The 16090-nt window shown below is 59.8% G+C and carries 16 protein-coding genes and 1 other annotated feature; all 16 genes read right to left on the bottom strand.

All coding sequences use genetic code 11. The features are described from left to right. Nucleotides 1–46: 46 nt before the first annotated feature. A complete protein-coding gene (locus ACJ8QI_RS06720; protein WP_016927954.1) occupies nt 47–511 on the bottom strand; it encodes an NlpC/P60 family protein in 465 nt (154 codons plus the stop codon). Nucleotides 512–685: 174 nt separating this feature from the next. Continuing rightward, on the bottom strand, nt 686–1078 hold the full coding sequence (arnF, locus tag ACJ8QI_RS06715; RefSeq protein WP_019456018.1) for a 4-amino-4-deoxy-L-arabinose-phosphoundecaprenol flippase subunit ArnF: 393 nt from the start codon (nt 1076–1078) through the stop codon (nt 686–688). Next, nucleotides 1075–1419, bottom strand: coding sequence for a 4-amino-4-deoxy-L-arabinose-phosphoundecaprenol flippase subunit ArnE (gene arnE, locus ACJ8QI_RS06710; protein WP_060419210.1), 345 nt, complete (start codon nt 1417–1419; stop codon nt 1075–1077). The genes arnF and arnE overlap by 4 nt, the downstream gene beginning before the upstream one ends. Beyond that, complete coding sequence (arnT, locus tag ACJ8QI_RS06705; protein WP_442532255.1) at nt 1416–3080, bottom strand: lipid IV(A) 4-amino-4-deoxy-L-arabinosyltransferase; 1665 nt, start codon at nt 3078–3080, stop codon at nt 1416–1418. The genes arnE and arnT overlap by 4 nt, the downstream gene beginning before the upstream one ends. After that, nucleotides 3077–3982, bottom strand: coding sequence for a 4-deoxy-4-formamido-L-arabinose-phosphoundecaprenol deformylase (arnD, locus tag ACJ8QI_RS06700; protein ID WP_047727670.1), 906 nt, complete (start codon nt 3980–3982; stop codon nt 3077–3079). The genes arnT and arnD overlap by 4 nt, the downstream gene beginning before the upstream one ends. Next, the gene (gene arnA, locus ACJ8QI_RS06695) at nt 3979–5961 is read right to left on the bottom strand and encodes a bifunctional UDP-4-amino-4-deoxy-L-arabinose formyltransferase/UDP-glucuronic acid oxidase ArnA (protein WP_060419724.1); all 1983 of its coding nucleotides are present in this window, start codon (nt 5959–5961) and stop codon (nt 3979–3981) included. The genes arnD and arnA overlap by 4 nt, the downstream gene beginning before the upstream one ends. Beyond that, nucleotides 5961–6941, bottom strand: a complete 981-nt coding sequence (arnC, locus tag ACJ8QI_RS06690) for an undecaprenyl-phosphate 4-deoxy-4-formamido-L-arabinose transferase (RefSeq protein WP_442532254.1) — start codon at nt 6939–6941, stop codon at nt 5961–5963. Before arnC ends, arnA begins: the two co-directional genes overlap by 1 nt. After that, nucleotides 6928–8082, bottom strand: a complete 1155-nt coding sequence (gene arnB / locus ACJ8QI_RS06685; RefSeq protein WP_089185898.1) for a UDP-4-amino-4-deoxy-L-arabinose aminotransferase — start codon at nt 8080–8082, stop codon at nt 6928–6930. Before arnB ends, arnC begins: the two co-directional genes overlap by 14 nt. A 401-nt stretch (nt 8083–8483) precedes the next feature. Continuing rightward, nucleotides 8484–9239 (bottom strand): vitamin B12 ABC transporter ATP-binding protein BtuD, encoded by a 756-nt coding sequence (gene btuD / locus ACJ8QI_RS06680; protein WP_442532253.1) that lies wholly within the window; start codon nt 9237–9239, stop codon nt 8484–8486. A gap of 5 nt (nt 9240–9244) precedes the next feature. Beyond that, nucleotides 9245–9796, bottom strand: coding sequence for a glutathione peroxidase (locus tag ACJ8QI_RS06675; protein WP_100396326.1), 552 nt, complete (start codon nt 9794–9796; stop codon nt 9245–9247). Nucleotides 9797–9841: 45 nt separating this feature from the next. Further along, nucleotides 9842–10849 carry a vitamin B12 ABC transporter permease BtuC gene (btuC, locus tag ACJ8QI_RS06670; protein ID WP_442532252.1) on the bottom strand — a complete coding sequence of 336 codons (1008 nt, stop codon included), beginning with the start codon at nt 10847–10849 and terminating at the stop codon, nt 9842–9844. A gap of 179 nt (nt 10850–11028) precedes the next feature. Next, nucleotides 11029–11439 (bottom strand): DUF2502 domain-containing protein, encoded by a 411-nt coding sequence (locus tag ACJ8QI_RS06665; RefSeq protein WP_442532251.1) that lies wholly within the window; start codon nt 11437–11439, stop codon nt 11029–11031. Nucleotides 11440–11992: 553 nt separating this feature from the next. Beyond that, nucleotides 11993–12289, bottom strand: a complete 297-nt coding sequence (gene ihfA / locus ACJ8QI_RS06660; protein ID WP_004931414.1) for an integration host factor subunit alpha — start codon at nt 12287–12289, stop codon at nt 11993–11995. Nucleotides 12290–12293: 4 nt separating this feature from the next. Next, complete coding sequence (gene pheT / locus ACJ8QI_RS06655; RefSeq protein WP_442532250.1) at nt 12294–14681, bottom strand: phenylalanine--tRNA ligase subunit beta; 2388 nt, start codon at nt 14679–14681, stop codon at nt 12294–12296. A gap of 14 nt (nt 14682–14695) precedes the next feature. After that, entirely contained in the window at nt 14696–15679 is a 984-nt protein-coding gene (gene pheS / locus ACJ8QI_RS06650; RefSeq protein ID WP_004931416.1) for a phenylalanine--tRNA ligase subunit alpha, read from the bottom strand. A 187-nt stretch (nt 15680–15866) separates the two neighbouring features. Further along, nucleotides 15867–15989 (bottom strand) — a sequence feature (Phe leader region). Further along, a complete protein-coding gene (gene pheM / locus ACJ8QI_RS06645; RefSeq protein ID WP_121626058.1) occupies nt 15941–15985 on the bottom strand; it encodes a pheST operon leader peptide PheM in 45 nt (14 codons plus the stop codon). It overlaps the preceding feature by 45 nt. Nucleotides 15990–16090 lie beyond the last annotated feature (101 nt).

Genomic DNA, 16090 nt, shown 5'->3' with positions numbered 1-16090 from the left:
CAAAACACGTGATGCCGCCATGATACACCAAATCAATAGGTTAAGGCTAAATGCGTCGCGCCTGCCAGTATACCCGCTTCCAGTAGACATTATCGAGCGAGGAGCGGATCACTCCGCGGCTGGTCGAAGCGTGGATAAATTGGTCGTTGGTATCGTAAATGCCGACGTGCAGGCCGTTCTCACCGCCGCCGGTTTTGAAAAACACCAGGTCGCCCGGCATCAGCTCATCACGCGAAACCTTGGTGCCCAGCGAGGTTTGCTCTTCGGTCGAACGCGGCAGCTGCATGTCGAAACGATCGCGGAACGTGCGGTAAACAAAGCCGGAACAATCTACGCCGCCGCGATCCAGACCGCCGTAACGGTATGGCGTGCCGTACCACTGACGCAGTTGCTCGTTGAGCTGGGCCACCACCACGATAGAGTCCGCCAGGCGGCCGCTCGGCGGCGGCGCATGGCTGCTGCAGCCGGCGAGAATCAAACTGGCTAATAAAAACCACACACGCATCCGCATAATATTCCTTCATTGAACACGCTGCCGCATTATGCCAATCGGCACACCACCACCGCCTGCGAGGCGAAGCCGGCACCACGTAAGGAGAGCGCTATTTGGCGTTAATTTATCTCCCGCACGGGGAAAAAGGCAAGCGCCATGAGGGAGATAATAGCAGGATCGCCGGTTTTGACCCTATTCCGGCGATTTTGTCTCGGATTTGCTGTTAATCAGCCAGACGCCGAACAGAATAAACAGCGTGCCCAACGTTTTCAGCAGCGTAGCGGATTCGTTAAACCACGGCAGGATCACCGCCGCCAGATAGACCAGCGCGTAGCTGACGCTCAGCAGAGGATAAGCGCGGTTTAACGGCAGGTGGCGCAGCGCAAAGAACCAACACAGCATCGACAGCGCATAACCGAAGATGCCGCCGCCCACCGCCAGAAGCGGCAGCCAGTAGTCGCCGATCAACGCCAACGAGACGTCGGCGAACGACATCAGCGGGATTTGCACCATGCCCCACTTCATCAGCAACTGCGCCAGCGTCACCAGCAACACGCTGGCGGCGCCCCAGGCATAGCCCCTCATGAATGCACGCTCATCAGCAGGATCCCCAACATAATCGACGCTACGCCACACCAGTGGCGCACGGTCGTCGGCTCATGAAACAGCCAGCGCGCCGCCAGCGTCACCATCACGAAGTTCAGGCTGAGCATCGGGTAAGCCAGGCTGAGCGGCAGGCGTTGCAGCACATTGAGCCACACCGCCATGCCCAGCCCCAGCAGCAGCACCGCCAGCGCCAGCCAACGCAGCGTCTGCTTCAGCCGCGCTTCGTCCGCCCGCTCCCAACAGTGCGCCGCCTGCTTCTGGCACAGCTGCCCACCGCAGGTGAGCAGGCTGACCACTATCACCAACAGAAAACCCATCATGGTTGCTGTTTATACCACATCAGCACCAGGCGGTTCATACGATCCACCTTGTCTGCGGCAGGCAGTTCCTGCGGCAGCGCTTCGCCACGGGACAGCTGCAGCACCAGCGACACGTTCCCCTGTTTGCGCGCCTGCGCCAGCCACTGCGGGAAGTCGGCGTCGCTGATCAGGTGGCCTTTGGCGTCCGGATACTCCAGACCATAAGCTACCTCGCCTTTCTGGCTGTACATCAGCACGTCGCTACGCTTCAGTTCCCAGGCCAAACCGGCTGCGAGCCCGACGCTGTCGCTCAACACATAGCGGCTGTCGCCCAGCTCGGCCATCGTGGCACGCGCGAAGTTCTGCGGCAGCTTGGAATCGGTCACCTGTTGCGGGATGGCGTAGCCGATCACCAGGCACAGCAATACCGGGCAGGCCGCCGCCCAGCGCCATTGACGGCCGTTATCGCGTGCGGAAACCAGCGCGAACAGGAGCCAACCGCCGAAGGCGATCAGGCCGAGCACCACCTTCGGCCACTCTTGCGCGGTAAACAGATGGGCTTTCGGCAGCAGGCCGGAGCTCAACACCACCAGCGCCACGATGCCGATCAGCCCGAACAGGCCGTTCAGCCAGGCATTGGCCTTGAACAGCCTGGCGCGCAGGGTGGCGGCGTAGTCTTCCGCATAGGCGGTCATCAGCAGCGCCAGCGGCGCCATGCACGGCAGAATGTAGGTCGGCAGCTTGCCTTTGGCGATGCTGAAGAAGATCAGCGGCATCATCGCCCAGCTCAGCAGGAAGAACAGCTCCGGGCGCTGTACGCGTTCGCGCCAGCCCTTGAGCAGCGCACCGGGCAGCAGCGCCAGCCACGGCAGCACCGCCGCCAGCAGGACCGGCAGGTAATACCAGAACGGCGCCTTGTGCTGGGCATTATCTTCGGCGAAACGCTGAATATGCTCGACCCAGAAGAAGTAATTCCAGAAGTCGGGTTCACGTTGCGCGATCGCCAGCGCCCACGGCAGGCTGAGCAACGTAGCGGTCACGATCGCCACCGGGCCGTAGCACAGCAGATCCTTGATGCGACGTTGCTGGATGACGATCGGGATCACCGCGATCACCGGCACCGCCAGCGCCAGGAAGCCCTTGGTCATAAAGCCCATACCGCAGGCCAAGCCCAATAGCGCGTAGGCGCCCAGCTTGCCTTTGACCGAGGTGGCTTTCAGCGTCAGGTAGTAGCTGACCATCGCCGCCGCCAGCCACAGCGAGATCATCGGATCCAGCACGCTGTAGGTGCCGATGCTGAACACCAGCACCATCGACAGGAATATCAGCGCCGCCAGGCTGGCGCGGCGCGCATTGCGCCACATCAGCATCGCCAGCGCGAACACCAACAGTGCGGTCATGCCGGTGCTGAACACCGAGCCGAAGCGCACCGCAAAGTTGTTTTCGCCGAACAGCCACTGGCTGATGTTATTGAACCAGTAACCCGCCACCGGCTTTTCGAAGTAGCGCAGCCCCAGCAGGTGCGGCACAACCCAATCGCCGCGCTGCAGCATTTCACGGCTGATCTCGGCATAACGCGTCTCATCCGGCTGCCACAGCAGGCGGCCGTTAAGCGGGATCAGGTAAACCAGAGCAAAAAAAACGGCCAGCAGAATGGCCCAGGATCCTTTTAGCGCCTTCATGTAACGTCCTTCACATCGGTTTGACAGCCCAGCCAACCTTCGCGGCCGGGGAAAGGAGCACGCTTGATGCGGCCCAACGGCAGTGACGCCAAATCTTGTGGTAACAGCGCGCTAAGCGGACAGAATTCGATGCCCTGCTGCCGTGCGCGTTGCAATAACTGTTCGAACATCGCCGCTTGCGACATGCCTTCCACTTCGGTGTGAATGGTGTACACCGGCACGCCGCGATCGTTCTCGATGGCGCGCAGAATGTAGTCGTTGAAGTCGGCCATGCTGACTTCGCTGCCGATCACTTCGTCGAAGGTCGGCAACGTCACCGGGATCTGCACCGTGCCGTGACGCCCGTCGCTCAGCACCGGACGGAACGGATGGGTGCCGCGGCAATCGCTGTTGTAATGGAAGCCGAAGCGTTGCTTGACCTCCAGCACGCGCGTATCGGCACGCCAGCCCGCCACGGCGGAGCATTTCACCGGCTGGCCGGTGCTGGCGCTCAGGGCATCGACGCCCAGCTGCACTTGTTCGGTCAGCTGCGCCTCGCTCCACTTGCCGACCTTGGCCTGCCACCCCTGGTGATCCCAGGCGTGCAGCCCGACTTCATGGCCGGCTTCGGCGGTGCGCTTCATCAGCGGCCCCAACGCGCGTGAAATGTTGCGCCCCGGCCAGGCGGTGCCGGCCAGCAGAATGTCCAGGCCGTACAGCGAGGCGGCGTTCGAACGCAGCATTTTCCACAGAAATTTCGGACGCAAAAGGCGCCAAAGATGGCGCCCCATGTTGTCCGGTCCCACGCTGAAGAAGAAGCTGGCCTGAATGTCGTACTTGTCGAACAGGTCCAGCAACTGCGGCACCCCTTCACGGGTGCCGCTGAAGGTATCTACATCAACCCGCAGACCGACTTTCTTCATGCATCGTTCCCTTCCTGAACGGTAGTGCGCAGGAAGTAGTCCAGCGTATCGGCGACGGTTTGCTTCATCTCGATGGTCGGCTGCCAGCCCAGCAGGCGGTGAGCGTTCTTGATGCTCGGCGTGCGGTGCTCGACGTCCTGGTAACCTTTACCGTAGTAGCTGCTGCTCTCAACGTCCTTGAAGCCGGCAAACGGCGGGAAGCGGTCGCGCAGCGGGTGGTTGTTGAAGCTTTCCAGCAGCATTTCCGCCAGCTCGCGGATGCTCGCTTCGTTGGTCGGGTTGCCGATGTTGACGATCTGGCCGTCGCACAGGCCGTCGCGGTTCTCGATGATGCGGAACAGCGCTTCGATGCCGTCGTTGATGTCGGTGAAGCAACGTTTCTGCGCGCCGCCGTCCATCAGTTTGATCGGCGAACCTTCCACCAGGTTGAGGATCAGCTGGGTGATGGCACGGGAAGAGCCGATACGCGCAGCGTCCAGGTTATCCAGGCGCGGCCCCATCCAGTTGAATGGACGGAACAGCGTGAACTTCAGGCCTTCTTTAGCGCCGTAAGCCCAGATCACCCGATCCAGCAGCTGTTTGGAGACCGAGTAGATCCAGCGCTGTTTGTTGATTGGCCCGACGATCAGGCGCGAATGGTCTTCGTCGAACTCTTTGTCGTCGCACATGCCGTACACTTCTGAGGTGGACGGGAAGATGATGCGCTTGTTGTATTTCACGCAGTCGCGAACGATCTTCAGGTTCTCTTCGAAATCCAGCTCGAACACGCGCAGCGGGTTACGGGTGTATTCGATCGGCGTCGCGATCGCCACCAGCGGCAGCACCACGTCGCATTTCTTGATGTGATACTCGATCCACTCGGAGTGGATGCTGATGTCGCCTTCCACGAAGTGGAAACGCGGGTTGTCGAGGAAACGGCTGATGGCGTCAGAACCGATATCCAGGCCGTAGATGTCGTAGCGATCGTCACGCAGCAGGCGCTCGGTCAGGTGGTTACCGATGAAGCCGTTGACCCCGAGGATCAGCACGCGAGTGCGGCGTTTCATTACGGCGTTCGGCTTGGCGGCCAGGCGCACGTCGGTGACGATGCCCATTTCCTGCGCCAGGCGGCTGCCCTGCACGTACAGGCCGCTGTCGTTCTGACCGGCAACGATCTCCAGCGCGCCTTCGCCACAGGCGATGACCAGCGGCGAGGTGCTCAGTACGGTGCCCGGCTGCTTGTCGTGTTGGGTATCCAGCACGCGAGAGCGCCAGACGATCAGCTTGCGCTGGCCGAGGTAGCTGAAGGCACCCGGGTACGGTTCCGTGACGGCACGTACCAGGTTGTTGATCTCTTTGGCGGACTTGTGCCACAGGATCTCGCCGTCCGCCGCGGTGCGACGGCCGAAGTAGCTGGCCTGAGACTCATCCTGCTTGGTGAAGGTGGCGGTGCCGTTCTTCAGCTTCGGCAACTGCTCTTTCAATACGGCCTGCGCGGCTTCCAGCACTTTTTTGTGCAGCGTCAGCGCAGTGTCGCTGTCGGCGATGGTCACTTTCTGCTGACCGACGATGTCGCCGGCGTCCGGGCGTTTCACCATCTTGTGCAGCGTGGCGCCGGTTTCGGTTTCGCCGTTCACCAGCGCCCAGTTCACCGGGGCGCGGCCACGGTAATGCGGCAGCAGCGAACCGTGCAGGTTAAAGCCACCCTGCGGTGCCAGCGAGAGGATCTCGTCGCTCAGCATATGGCGGTAGTAGAACGAAAAGATCACGTCCGGCTGCAGGTCGCGAATGCGGTCAACCCACAGCGGGTGGTTCACGTCTTCCGGCGCATAGACCGGCAGATCCAATTCGGCGCCCAAACGGGCCACGGAGGAGAAGAAGTTGTTCTCACCAGGGTCGTCGGTGTGCGTGAATACGGCCTGCACGTCATAACCCGCCTCAGTCAGCGCTTTCAGACCTGCGCAGCCAATATCATGGTAAGCAAATACAATAGCTTTCATCATTCTTCTTCCTGAGTATTGTGGTCCTGCTGTACGCCGACCACTTTCTGAACAAAATAGCGAGGACGTGCGCGCACGTCGGTATAGATGCGGCCGATGTATTCACCCAGTAGCCCCATGCCAACAAACTGGGCGCCGATAAAGGTGAACAGCACGGCGAAGAGGGTGAACACGCCGCCGGCGGCCCATTCAGGGCCGAGCAGCAGACGCAGCGCAATCAGCACCAGCGCCAACACAAACCCGGACAGCGCCACGATGCTGCCGACCACGCTGAGCAAACGCAGCGGGGTGGTGGTCAGGCAGGTGATCAGGTCGTACATCAGGTTGATCAGCTTCATCAGGCTGTACTTGGAATCGCCAAACTCGCGCTCGGCGTGACGCACGTCGATCTCGGTCGTGCGGCGGGCGAAGGTGTTCGCCAGAATCGGGATAAAGGTGCTGCGCTCGTGGCAGTGCAGCATCGCCTCAACGATGTGACGACGGTAGGCGCGCAGCATGCAGCCGTAGTCCCCCATCGACTTGCCGGTGGCGCTTTGAATCATCATGTTGATCACGCGCGAAGCGCTTTTGCGGAACCAGGAGTCTTGACGGTTGGCGCGCACGGTGCCCACCACGTCATAGCCCTCTTCCGCCACGCTGACCAGACGAGGGATCTCCTCCGGCGGGTTCTGCAGATCGGCGTCCAGCGTAATCACCAGATCGCCGGTCACCTGGTTGAAACCGGCCATGATCGCCGAGTGCTGGCCATAGTTGCGGTTCAGCAAAACGGCGATGACGTGGCTGTCCGGCTTTTCCGCCGCCGCGGTCAGCATGTCCGCGGAGTTGTCGCTGCTGCCATCGTCGACGAGGATGATTTCATAAGGTTGAGATAACTGCTTGCAAGCGGCGGTAGTACGCTCCAGCAACGCCGGCAGACTTTCCTGCTCGTTGTATACCGGGATGACTATCGACACTTTTTTAATCGGTTCAACGCGAGACACGTAAAGACTCCACAACAGAAGACAAGGCATTGACCACGCGATCCACGTCGGCGTCGGTCATATCAGGGAATAGCGGTAAAGTGCACAGCCGCGCCGAGTTCCATTCGGTATTCGGCAAGGAAAGCTGCGGATAACGCTCACGGTAGAATTTCTGGGTATGCGCGGCGCGGAAATGCAGCCCGGTGCCGACGCCAACCTCTTTCAGACGCTCCATCAACCGATCGCGATCGATGCCGCAACGCTCAGGATCGACACGGACCATAAACAGATGCCAGGCGTGGTCATGCGGGTAATCCGGCACGCCCAACGGTTGGAACGGCGAGCCTTCGAGCGCGCTCAGGTAGCGCTGTGCCAGCGCCTTGCGGCGCGCGTTCAGCTCAGCGAAGCGCGACAGCTGCACCACGGCGATCGCCGCGTGAATGTCGGACAGGTTGTATTTGTAACCCGGCTCCACCACTTCGGCCTGCGGTTTGCGGCCAAGCTGCTGACGATCGAAGGCATCGACGGCCAGACCGTGGAACTTCAGGCAACGCAGGCGATCCGCCAGCGCATCGTCGTCGGTGGCAATCAGGCCGCCTTCGGCGCAGGTCACGTTTTTAATGGCGTGGAACGAGAAAATCGCCGTGCCGCGCGCACCGACCCATTCGCCGTTGTAGCGCGTACCAACCGCATGGGCGGCGTCTTCGATCAAAGGCAGGCCGTGGCGTTCGGCCACGGCACGCAGCGCATCCATCTGCAGAGGAGCGCCGGCGTAGTGCACCGGAACAATCGCTTTGGTTTTCGGGGTGATGGCAGCCTCAACATCGGCGGCGCTGACCATCAACGTATCACGGTCAACGTCGATCATGACCGGCGTGGCGCCCAGCAGCTCGATCATGTTGAGGGTGGAAACCCAGGTTTGCGAAGGGGTGATGACTTCGTCGCCGGGGCCGATGCCCAGCGCCATCAGCGTGATGTGCATGCCCGCCGTGGCGGAACTGACGGCGATCGCATGCTTACAGCCGAAGGTGGAACAGAAGTCGCTTTCCAGCTGCTGGTTTTGCGGCCCGGTGGTGATCCAACCGGAACGCAACACTTTCTCTACCGCGGCGATTTCTTCATCGCCGATGGCCGGACGAGAGAAAGGCAAAAATTGATCCATAGTTAACCCCAAACGTATCGAACTGCTTTTGATGACACTGTAAATCCCTTTCGTTTAACGGATATTAAACGCCAGAGAAGAATCGTTTCCGTGGATTAACTGCCAATGTAAGGCCGCAAGCTTAACTAAACCTTAAGACGAGACTTGTCATCAGTGGGTCAACTGATTGGTGGGTGCCGCCATCATCTATTTAAAATCATTATTAAAATCAATTTCTTATATTTATTAATAATTATTTACGTATTTTATTTTTGCCGAATCAAGCGTAGCACGTCATCGACGTTTTTCAAGAAAATCGATAAGAAAGTGAGAGGCAGCCCAATATTAACCGATGATTACCCGGCTATTTATATTCACTACGTTTAGTGTTCGTTTACGTTACGCTCCGCCGCCGCCGCGACTCAAGCCGTGCGGGTCATGATCCAACGCTGGTCCCCCACCCATTGCAGGTGGAAGTCCACTTCATAGATCTGCGACAGCAGCGCGGGTGCCATCACCTCACGCGTGGCCCCCTGTGCCACCAGCCGCCCGGCGTGCAGCAACCAAACCCGATCGGCCTGCTGTAAGGTATGATTCAGATCGTGCGCGCACACCAGCGCGCTGCGCCCGCTCTGGCAAAATTCCCGCAGCAGGCGATCCAGCGCGACTTTCTGCGCCACGTCCAGGCTGTTGGTCGGCTCATCCAGCAACAACAGCTGACTGTGCGGATTGACGCTGGGCCACACCTGCAGCAACACCGCCGCCAGCCGCACCCGCTGCCATTCGCCACCGGAGAGCTGCGTCAGCATGCGTGACAGCTTATCCACCAGCTTCAGCCGCTGGCACAAATAGAGAATGGCGTGTTCCACATCGGTTTGCGCCGCTGCCGCTGGCCGGTGCAAGGCCAAATACTGGAACACCGGCATCAGCGACACCGGCGGCTGTTGCTGGCTGAGATAGCCGCGCCGGCATGCCAGCGCGTTACCCGGATAATCGGCCAGCGCGCGCCCGTCCAGGCGAACCTCGCCCAGCCCCGGCAGCATGCCGGCCACCCGCGCCAGCAAGGTGCTCTTCCCGGCGCCGTTTGGGCCGATCAGATGAACCTGCAACCCGCCTTCAATCTGTGCCGAAAAAGGCGCCAGGCGCCCCGCCCCCCCAACCTCGACGAGTTGCAGCATCCGTCTTATCCTGCCAGCGCTTGTTTTACCGCCGCCACCAGCGCCGGATCTTCCGGCGTGGTGTCAGGCGAGAAGCGTTGGATCACCGTGCCGTCGCGCGCGATGAGGAATTTCTCGAAGTTCCACAGAATATCGCCGGCGTGCTTCGGCGCACGCCCTTTGCTGGTCATTCGCGCCAGGAACTCGCTGCCCTGCGGTGCGACAGCATCCGGCTGCGCGGCAATCAGCGCCTGGTACAGCGGATGCCGATGTTCGCCGTTCACCTCAATCTTGGCGAACATCGGGAATTGCACGCCGAAGGTGCCGCGGCAAAACGCCAGGATCTCTTCGTTGCTGCCCGGCTCCTGGCCCAGGAATTCATTGGACGGGAACCCCAAAACTTCCAGTCCCCGATCGCGATAGGTTTCGTACAGCGCTTCCAGCCCTTCATATTGCTTGGTCAGGCCGCACTCCGAGGCCACGTTGACCACCAGCAGCACCTTACCCTGGTAGGCGCCCAGCGTGGTCGCCTGATTTTCGATGGTGTGTAACGGCAGGTTGTAGATTGGCTTGCTCATCGGTTGTCATCCTTTGGTTTTTTAATGGCAGGTGAATGAAGAAAACTACCTTACGCCCTTTGTTCGGGTCAGTAACCAGATAAATAGCGGCGCCCCCAGCGTGGCGGTCACCACGCCGATCGGCAGCTCGGCCGCCAGCAGCGCAACGCGGGCGATCACATCGGCCACCAGCAACACCCCGGCTCCCGCCAGCGCGCAGGCCGGCAGCAGATAGCGCTGATCGGTCAGGCCGGTGAGCCGCAAAATATGCGGGATCACCAACCCAACAAAACCAATCACTCCGGCGAGCGCCACGCTGACGCCGACCAACCAGCCGATCGCCAGCACCAGCAAATTACGCCACAGCTGCAGCGACAGCCCAAGTTGCCGCGCCTGTACCTCGCCCAGCGCCATCAGGTTGAGCGCTCTGCCCTGGCCGCACAGCCACAGCAGCACCGGCAGCAGCGCCAGCACCAGCCACTTTTGCCGCCAATCGACGCCGCCGAAACCGCCCATCATCCAGTACATCAGCTGCCGCAGATCGAGGCTGGTGCTGAAATAGACCGCCCAGGTCATCAGCGCGCTGCACACGATGCCCAGCGCCACGCCAACCAGCAACAGCCGTGCATTGGTCAGGCGCCGACGCCGAGCGAAGCCCAGCAGCAAAAAGGTCATCGCCAGCGCACCGGCTATCGCGGCGGCGCTCATCAGCGCCACCGGCAACAAACCGTGCCCCAACAGGACCGTCAACACCAGCGCGACGCCGGCGCCGTTAGCCACCCCCAGCAGACCGGGCTCCGCCAGCGGGTTTTCAAACAGCGCCTGCATCACCGCGCCTGCCACCGCCAGGGCGGCGCCGACCAGCATCACCGCCAGCGCGCGCGGTAAACGCAGTTGCCAAACGAACAGCTGCGCCCGATCGCTGAACCACGCTGACGGCCATATCCATTGGTCACCGGCGCAGAGGCTGAACAGCAACGCCACCGCCACGCCCAGCGCCAGCAGAGTGACCTGGCGCTTATCGCGGTAGCGCTGATGTTGCAACAGTAAGGTGAAAGTACGGCTGGTTGGCATGGCGCGGCGGTTCCCTGCCGGCCGCTGTCGTGGCCGGATAATTGACGTCTGAGTCGAATATTAGGGGGTTAACGCCGCAAGGGGAAGCCTTGCGTAGGCGATGGCGCAGGAAAGCAGCGGCTGGCCCTGCCCGTCATCACCATGATGATGGCAAAACCAGCCGCCGATAAACTCAGGGATTAACGATGCGGGCCGGTGTTGCCCGGTGGATAAGGCTGACCGCGGCCGTCATCGCGCCGGTCATGGTCACCCCGATCGTCATGACGGCGGTCGCGATTATCGCGATCGCCATGGAACGGATTGCCGCTGCGCTCCGGCTCGCGATGCTCATAACCACGCGGCGGCGAAGGTTGCCAGCGTCCGCCGTCCCAGTACAAACCGCGCGCATTGCGCTCACCCAGACCGCGGCCCTGGTGCGCATGCCACCACTGCGGTGGACGCCAGTCGTAGCCATCCCAGTAGTAGCCGCGACGGTCCTGATCCCCCAGATGCAGGGAAACGCCCGGCACGTTGATATCGACGGACACATCGGCCTGCGCCGCCAGCGGCAGCAACAGCGGGAAACACACCAGCAACAGGATCTTTTTCATTTTACCTTCTCACTCTATTTTTCTTGCTGCAGTGGTTATATCAGCGTGCTTATTTAACGACTATCTCATCGATGCCTATTTTCAGATCGTTTTCGACGGCCTTACACAATCCCTACACTGTTTGCCGCCGCCTTTAATTATCATAACCACTGACAAGGTTTAACGAATAACTGACGTCTCTCAGACCTCAAGACAATTATAATTAAATGGATTCCCACCGGAGGATAATAAGATGATTAAACGTATCGGTATGTTGCTGGCCGTTGTGGCCCTGGCCTCAAGCCTCAGCGCCTGCTGCTGGGGCCCGCACTGGGGTGGAGGCCACCGCGGCGACGGCCCAGGCCATTATTATGGCCGTTATTGAAATGACAAATAAGGCCACCCATCAAATTAAATAAGATATAAGAATATTCCGCAAATAAGATTAAATAAATTTTCGCCGTAGTGCTTTAATGAATAAATTTAATTCTTACATTGCCCATTAGGAATAAACTGAATTTTCCCAAAAAAAAGAAAAAGGCCGCGCAAGCGGCCTTTTTTGATGTCACGTCACTCACCCTTTCGGGCTGGCGTTTTCTACCCGGCTTTTCAGCTTCTGCCCCGGACGGAAGGTCACCACGCGGCGCGCCGTAATCGGAATGTCTTCGCCGGTCTTCGGGTTACGCCCCGGACGTTGGTTCTTGTCACGCAGATCAAAGTTGCCAAAACCCGACAGTTTTACCTGTTCGCCATTCTCAAGGGCCCGACGGACCTCTTCAAAGAACAGTTCCACCAGGTCTTTGGCGTCCCGTTTGCTAAGCCCAAGCTTCTCAAACAGGTGTTCTGACATTTCAGCTTTAGTAAGCGCCATAGGTTCAATCCCTCAAGGATGCTTGGAATCGCTGTTTTAGAGCCTCTACGCATTTTGCAACGGTAGCGGCTATCTCCTCTTCTTCCAGTGTACGAGCGGTATCCTGCAATACCAGACTGATAGCCAGGCTCTTGTCACCTTCTGCCACGCCCTTGCCACGGTACACGTCAAACAAGTTTACGCCAACTACCTGATTTGCGCCAACTTTCTTACACTCGGCCAAAATATCTTCTGCGGGGACGTTTTCAGCCACCACAACGGCGATATCACGGCGGTTTGCCGGGAAGCGCGAAATCTCCCGCGCCTGAGGCACGGCGCGGCTCGCAAGCTTGTTCCACTCCAGTTCAAACACCACGGTGCGGCCGTTAAGATCCAGTTTACGCTCAAGTTCCGGGTGAACCACACCGATGAAACCTACGCGTTCGCCGTGCAAATAAATCGCCGCACTTTGCCCTGGATGCAGGGCCGGATTGGCTTCCGCTCGGAACTGAATTTCGGATAATTTACCGGTCAGCTCGAGGACAGACTCCAGATCCCCTTTTAAATCATAGAAGTCGACGGGCTTGCGCGCCAGATCCCAATGCTCATCGTGCGTATGGCCAGCGATCACGCCTGCCAGCATGACATCCTGACGGATACCCAGATCTGCCGCACTATCAGGCACAAAGCGCAGGCCGCTTTCGAACAGGCGCAGGCGCGTCTGCTGGCGGTTCTGGTTATACACCACCGCAGACAGCAGGCCGGTCCACAGCGACAGACGCATCGCCGACATCTCGACCGAAATCGGGCTCGGCAGGATCAGCGCTTCTTCATTCGGATGCAGCAATGCCTGCACTTTCGGATCGACGAAGCTGTAGGTGATCGCTTCCTGGTAGCCGTGATCGACCAGCATGGTCTTCACGCGCTTGAGCGTCAGATCGGCTTCGCAATGCTGGGTCATCACCAGATCGGCACGAACCGGCACATCCGGGATGTTGTCGTAGCCGTAAACGCGCGCCACTTCTTCCACCAGGTCCTCTTCGATCTCCATATCGAAACGCCAGCTCGGCGCGACCGCTTGCCAGCTGTCGCCCTGTTCGGTTACCTGGCAACCCAGGCGACGCAGAATGTCGCTAACCTGCTCGCTCGGCACCACGTGGCCGATCAGGCGATCCAGCTTCTCGCGGCGCAGCGTGATGGTAGCGCGCTTCGGCAGTTCGTTTTCATCGGTCACGTCGATAACCGGGCCGGCCTGGCCGCCGCAGATGTCGAGCAGCAGGCGCGTAGCGCGCTCCATCGCTTTGTACTGCAGCGCCGGATCGACGCCGCGCTCATAGCGGTGAGAAGCATCGGTGTGCAGGCCGTGACGGCGTGCGCGACCGGTGATCGACAGCGGGCTGAAGAAGGCGCACTCCAGCAGCACGTCCTGAGTTTCCCCGTTGACGCCGGAATGCTCGCCGCCGAAGATGCCGCCCATCGCCAGCGCTTTTTGATGATCGGCGATCACTAAGGTGTCGGCGTTCAGTTTGGCTTCGCTGCCGTCCAGCAGCGTCAAGGTTTCCCCTTCTTCCGCCATGCGCACCACGATGCCGCCGTCGATGCGGCTCAGATCGAAGGCGTGCATCGGCTGCCCAAGCTCCAGCAGCACATAGTTGGTGACGTCAACCACGGCATCGATAGAACGGATACCGCAGCGACGCAGTTTTTCACGCATCCACAGCGGGGTTGGCGCCTTAACGTCGATGCCTTTCACTACGCGGCCCAGATAGCGTGGGCACGCCTGCGGCGCGTCAACGCGGATCGGCAGCGTGGCGTCGATGGTGGCAGCTACCGGGCTCATGTCCGGCTCGGTCAGCGCAACCTGGTTCAGTACGCCCACGTCGCGCGCAACGCCGATGATGCCCAGGCAGTCGGCGCGGTTCGGCGTGACGCTGATCTCGATGGTGTTGTCGTTCAGTTTCAGATAGTCGCGGATGTCGGTGCCGATCGGCGCATCCAGCGGCAGCTCAATGATACCGTCATGATCGTCGGAAATGCCCAGCTCGGAGAACGAGCACAGCATGCCTTCCGAAGGTTCGCCGCGCAGCTTGGCGGCCTTGATTTTGAAATCGCCCGGCAGCACCGCGCCCACGGTGGCGACCGCCACTTTCAGGCCGGTACGGCAGTTTGGCGCGCCGCAGACGATGTCGAGCAGGCGATCGCCGCCTACGTTAACCTTGGTGACGCGCAGTTTGTCGGCGTTCGGGTGCTGGCCGCACTCGACCACCTCGCCCACGACGACGCCGTTAAACGCGCCGGCAACCGGATCCACGCCGTCCACTTCCAGGCCGGCCATGGTGATTTGATCGGATAATGCTTCGCTGCTGATGGCCGGGTTTACCCACTCGCGCAACCAGAGTTCACTGAATTTCATGTGATATTCCCGCCTTACTTAAACTGTTTGAGGAAACGCAGATCGTTTTCGAAGAATGCGCGCAGGTCGGTGACGCCGTAACGCAGCATCGTCAGGCGCTCCATGCCCATGCCGAAGGCGAAGCCGGAGTAAACTTCCGGATCGATGCCCACGTTGCGCAGCACGTTCGGATGCACCATGCCGCAGCCCAGCACTTCCAGCCACTTGCCGTTCTTGCCCATCACGTCCACTTCAGCGGACGGCTCGGTGAACGGGAAGTAGGACGGACGGAAACGAACCTGCAGGTCTTCTTCAAAGAAGTTGTTCAGGAAATCGTGCAGCGTGCCCTTCAGGTTGGTGAAGCTGATGTCTTTATCGACGATCAGCCCTTCCATCTGGTGGAACATCGGGGTGTGCGTCTGATCGTAGTCGTTACGATAAACGCGGCCCGGCGCAATGATGCGGATCGGCGGCTGCTGGTTCTTCATGGTGCGGATCTGCACGCCTGAAGTCTGGGTGCGCAGCAGGCGCGTGGCGTCGAACCAGAAGGTGTCGTGGTCGGCGCGCGCCGGGTGATGCCCTGGAATGTTCAGCGCGTCGAAGTTATGGTAATCGTCTTCAATTTCCGGGCCGGTGGCAACGGAGAAGCCCAGCTCGCCGAAGAAGGTTTCGATACGGTCGATGGTGCGGGTCACCGGATGCAGGCCGCCGTTCTCCATGCGACGGCCCGGCAGGGACACGTCGATGGTTTCAGCCGCCAGGCGCGCGTTCAGCGCGGCGCTTTCCAGCGCGTTCTTACGCGCGTTCAGCGCGTCTTGCACCTCTTGCTTGGCCTGGTTGATCACCGCGCCGGCCGCCGGACGGTCTTCCGCCGGTACGTCGCGCAGAGACTGCATCTGCAAGGTGAAATGACCTTTCTTGCCAAAATATTCGACGCGTACCAAATCTAACGCGGCAACATCCTGGGCATCTTCTACGGCTGCCTTGGCATTGGCAACCAGCTCTGCGAGATGTGGCATTGCTTTCCTCTTCCTCTGGCCGGGATGGCCCTAAGTAATTGTTATCTATTATTCGAACACGCCTTTGAGCAATCTTCAAAGACTTTTCAATACGTTGCCGGCCAGGCGACTCACCAGCGAGGCACAAGGCTCGCTCAACGCCTGCCGCTCTCACCGCAACGCTTTGCAAGGCGGGACGATGGCCAAAAACAAAAAAGCCTCCACGAGGGAGGCTTAGGCGCTACTTTTCGTTTCTTTTCTTACGCGCAAAGCCTCCTGAAATCAGGCGCTAAAGTAAAAAAAGAAACGAAAAATAGCTGCGTGCATGATTGCGGTACCTTGTCGATGATTGCCCACCAGTGATATAGCGGCGGCCACTAAAAGTCAATATTTGTCGCTGAAAACAAAGATTAAAAGAGGGAGCAAGCTCCC

The organism is Serratia sp. CY84636 (assembly GCF_052166245.1).
Lineage (GTDB): Bacteria > Pseudomonadota > Gammaproteobacteria > Enterobacterales > Enterobacteriaceae > Serratia > Serratia nevei.
The sequence above is the reverse complement of the archived record's forward strand: the minus strand, read 5'-3'. Positions and strand labels throughout refer to the sequence as shown.

Bases quoted from the DNA above. Each gene is read 5' to 3' on its own strand.
- pheT (WP_442532250.1), bottom strand. From the start codon at position 14,681: ATGAAATTCAGTGAACTCTGGTTGCGCGAGTGGGTAAACCCGGCCATC.
- ihfA (WP_004931414.1), bottom strand. From the start codon at position 12,289: ATGGCGCTTACTAAAGCTGAAATGTCAGAACACCTGTTTGAGAAGCTT.
- ACJ8QI_RS06720 (WP_016927954.1), bottom strand. From the start codon at position 511: ATGCGGATGCGTGTGTGGTTTTTATTAGCCAGTTTGATTCTCGCCGGC.
- arnF (WP_019456018.1), bottom strand. From the start codon at position 1,078: ATGAGGGGCTATGCCTGGGGCGCCGCCAGCGTGTTGCTGGTGACGCTG.
- arnA (WP_060419724.1), bottom strand. From the start codon at position 5,961: ATGAAAGCTATTGTATTTGCTTACCATGATATTGGCTGCGCAGGTCTG.
- ACJ8QI_RS06665 (WP_442532251.1), bottom strand. From the start codon at position 11,439: ATGAAAAAGATCCTGTTGCTGGTGTGTTTCCCGCTGTTGCTGCCGCTG.
- arnD (WP_047727670.1), bottom strand. From the start codon at position 3,982: ATGAAGAAAGTCGGTCTGCGGGTTGATGTAGATACCTTCAGCGGCACC.
- btuC (WP_442532252.1), bottom strand. From the start codon at position 10,849: ATGCCAACCAGCCGTACTTTCACCTTACTGTTGCAACATCAGCGCTAC.
- arnB (WP_089185898.1), bottom strand. From the start codon at position 8,082: ATGGATCAATTTTTGCCTTTCTCTCGTCCGGCCATCGGCGATGAAGAA.
- ACJ8QI_RS06675 (WP_100396326.1), bottom strand. From the start codon at position 9,796: ATGAGCAAGCCAATCTACAACCTGCCGTTACACACCATCGAAAATCAG.
- btuD (WP_442532253.1), bottom strand. From the start codon at position 9,239: ATGCTGCAACTCGTCGAGGTTGGGGGGGCGGGGCGCCTGGCGCCTTTT.
- arnE (WP_060419210.1), bottom strand. From the start codon at position 1,419: ATGATGGGTTTTCTGTTGGTGATAGTGGTCAGCCTGCTCACCTGCGGT.
- pheS (WP_004931416.1), bottom strand. From the start codon at position 15,679: ATGCCACATCTCGCAGAGCTGGTTGCCAATGCCAAGGCAGCCGTAGAA.
- arnT (WP_442532255.1), bottom strand. From the start codon at position 3,080: ATGAAGGCGCTAAAAGGATCCTGGGCCATTCTGCTGGCCGTTTTTTTT.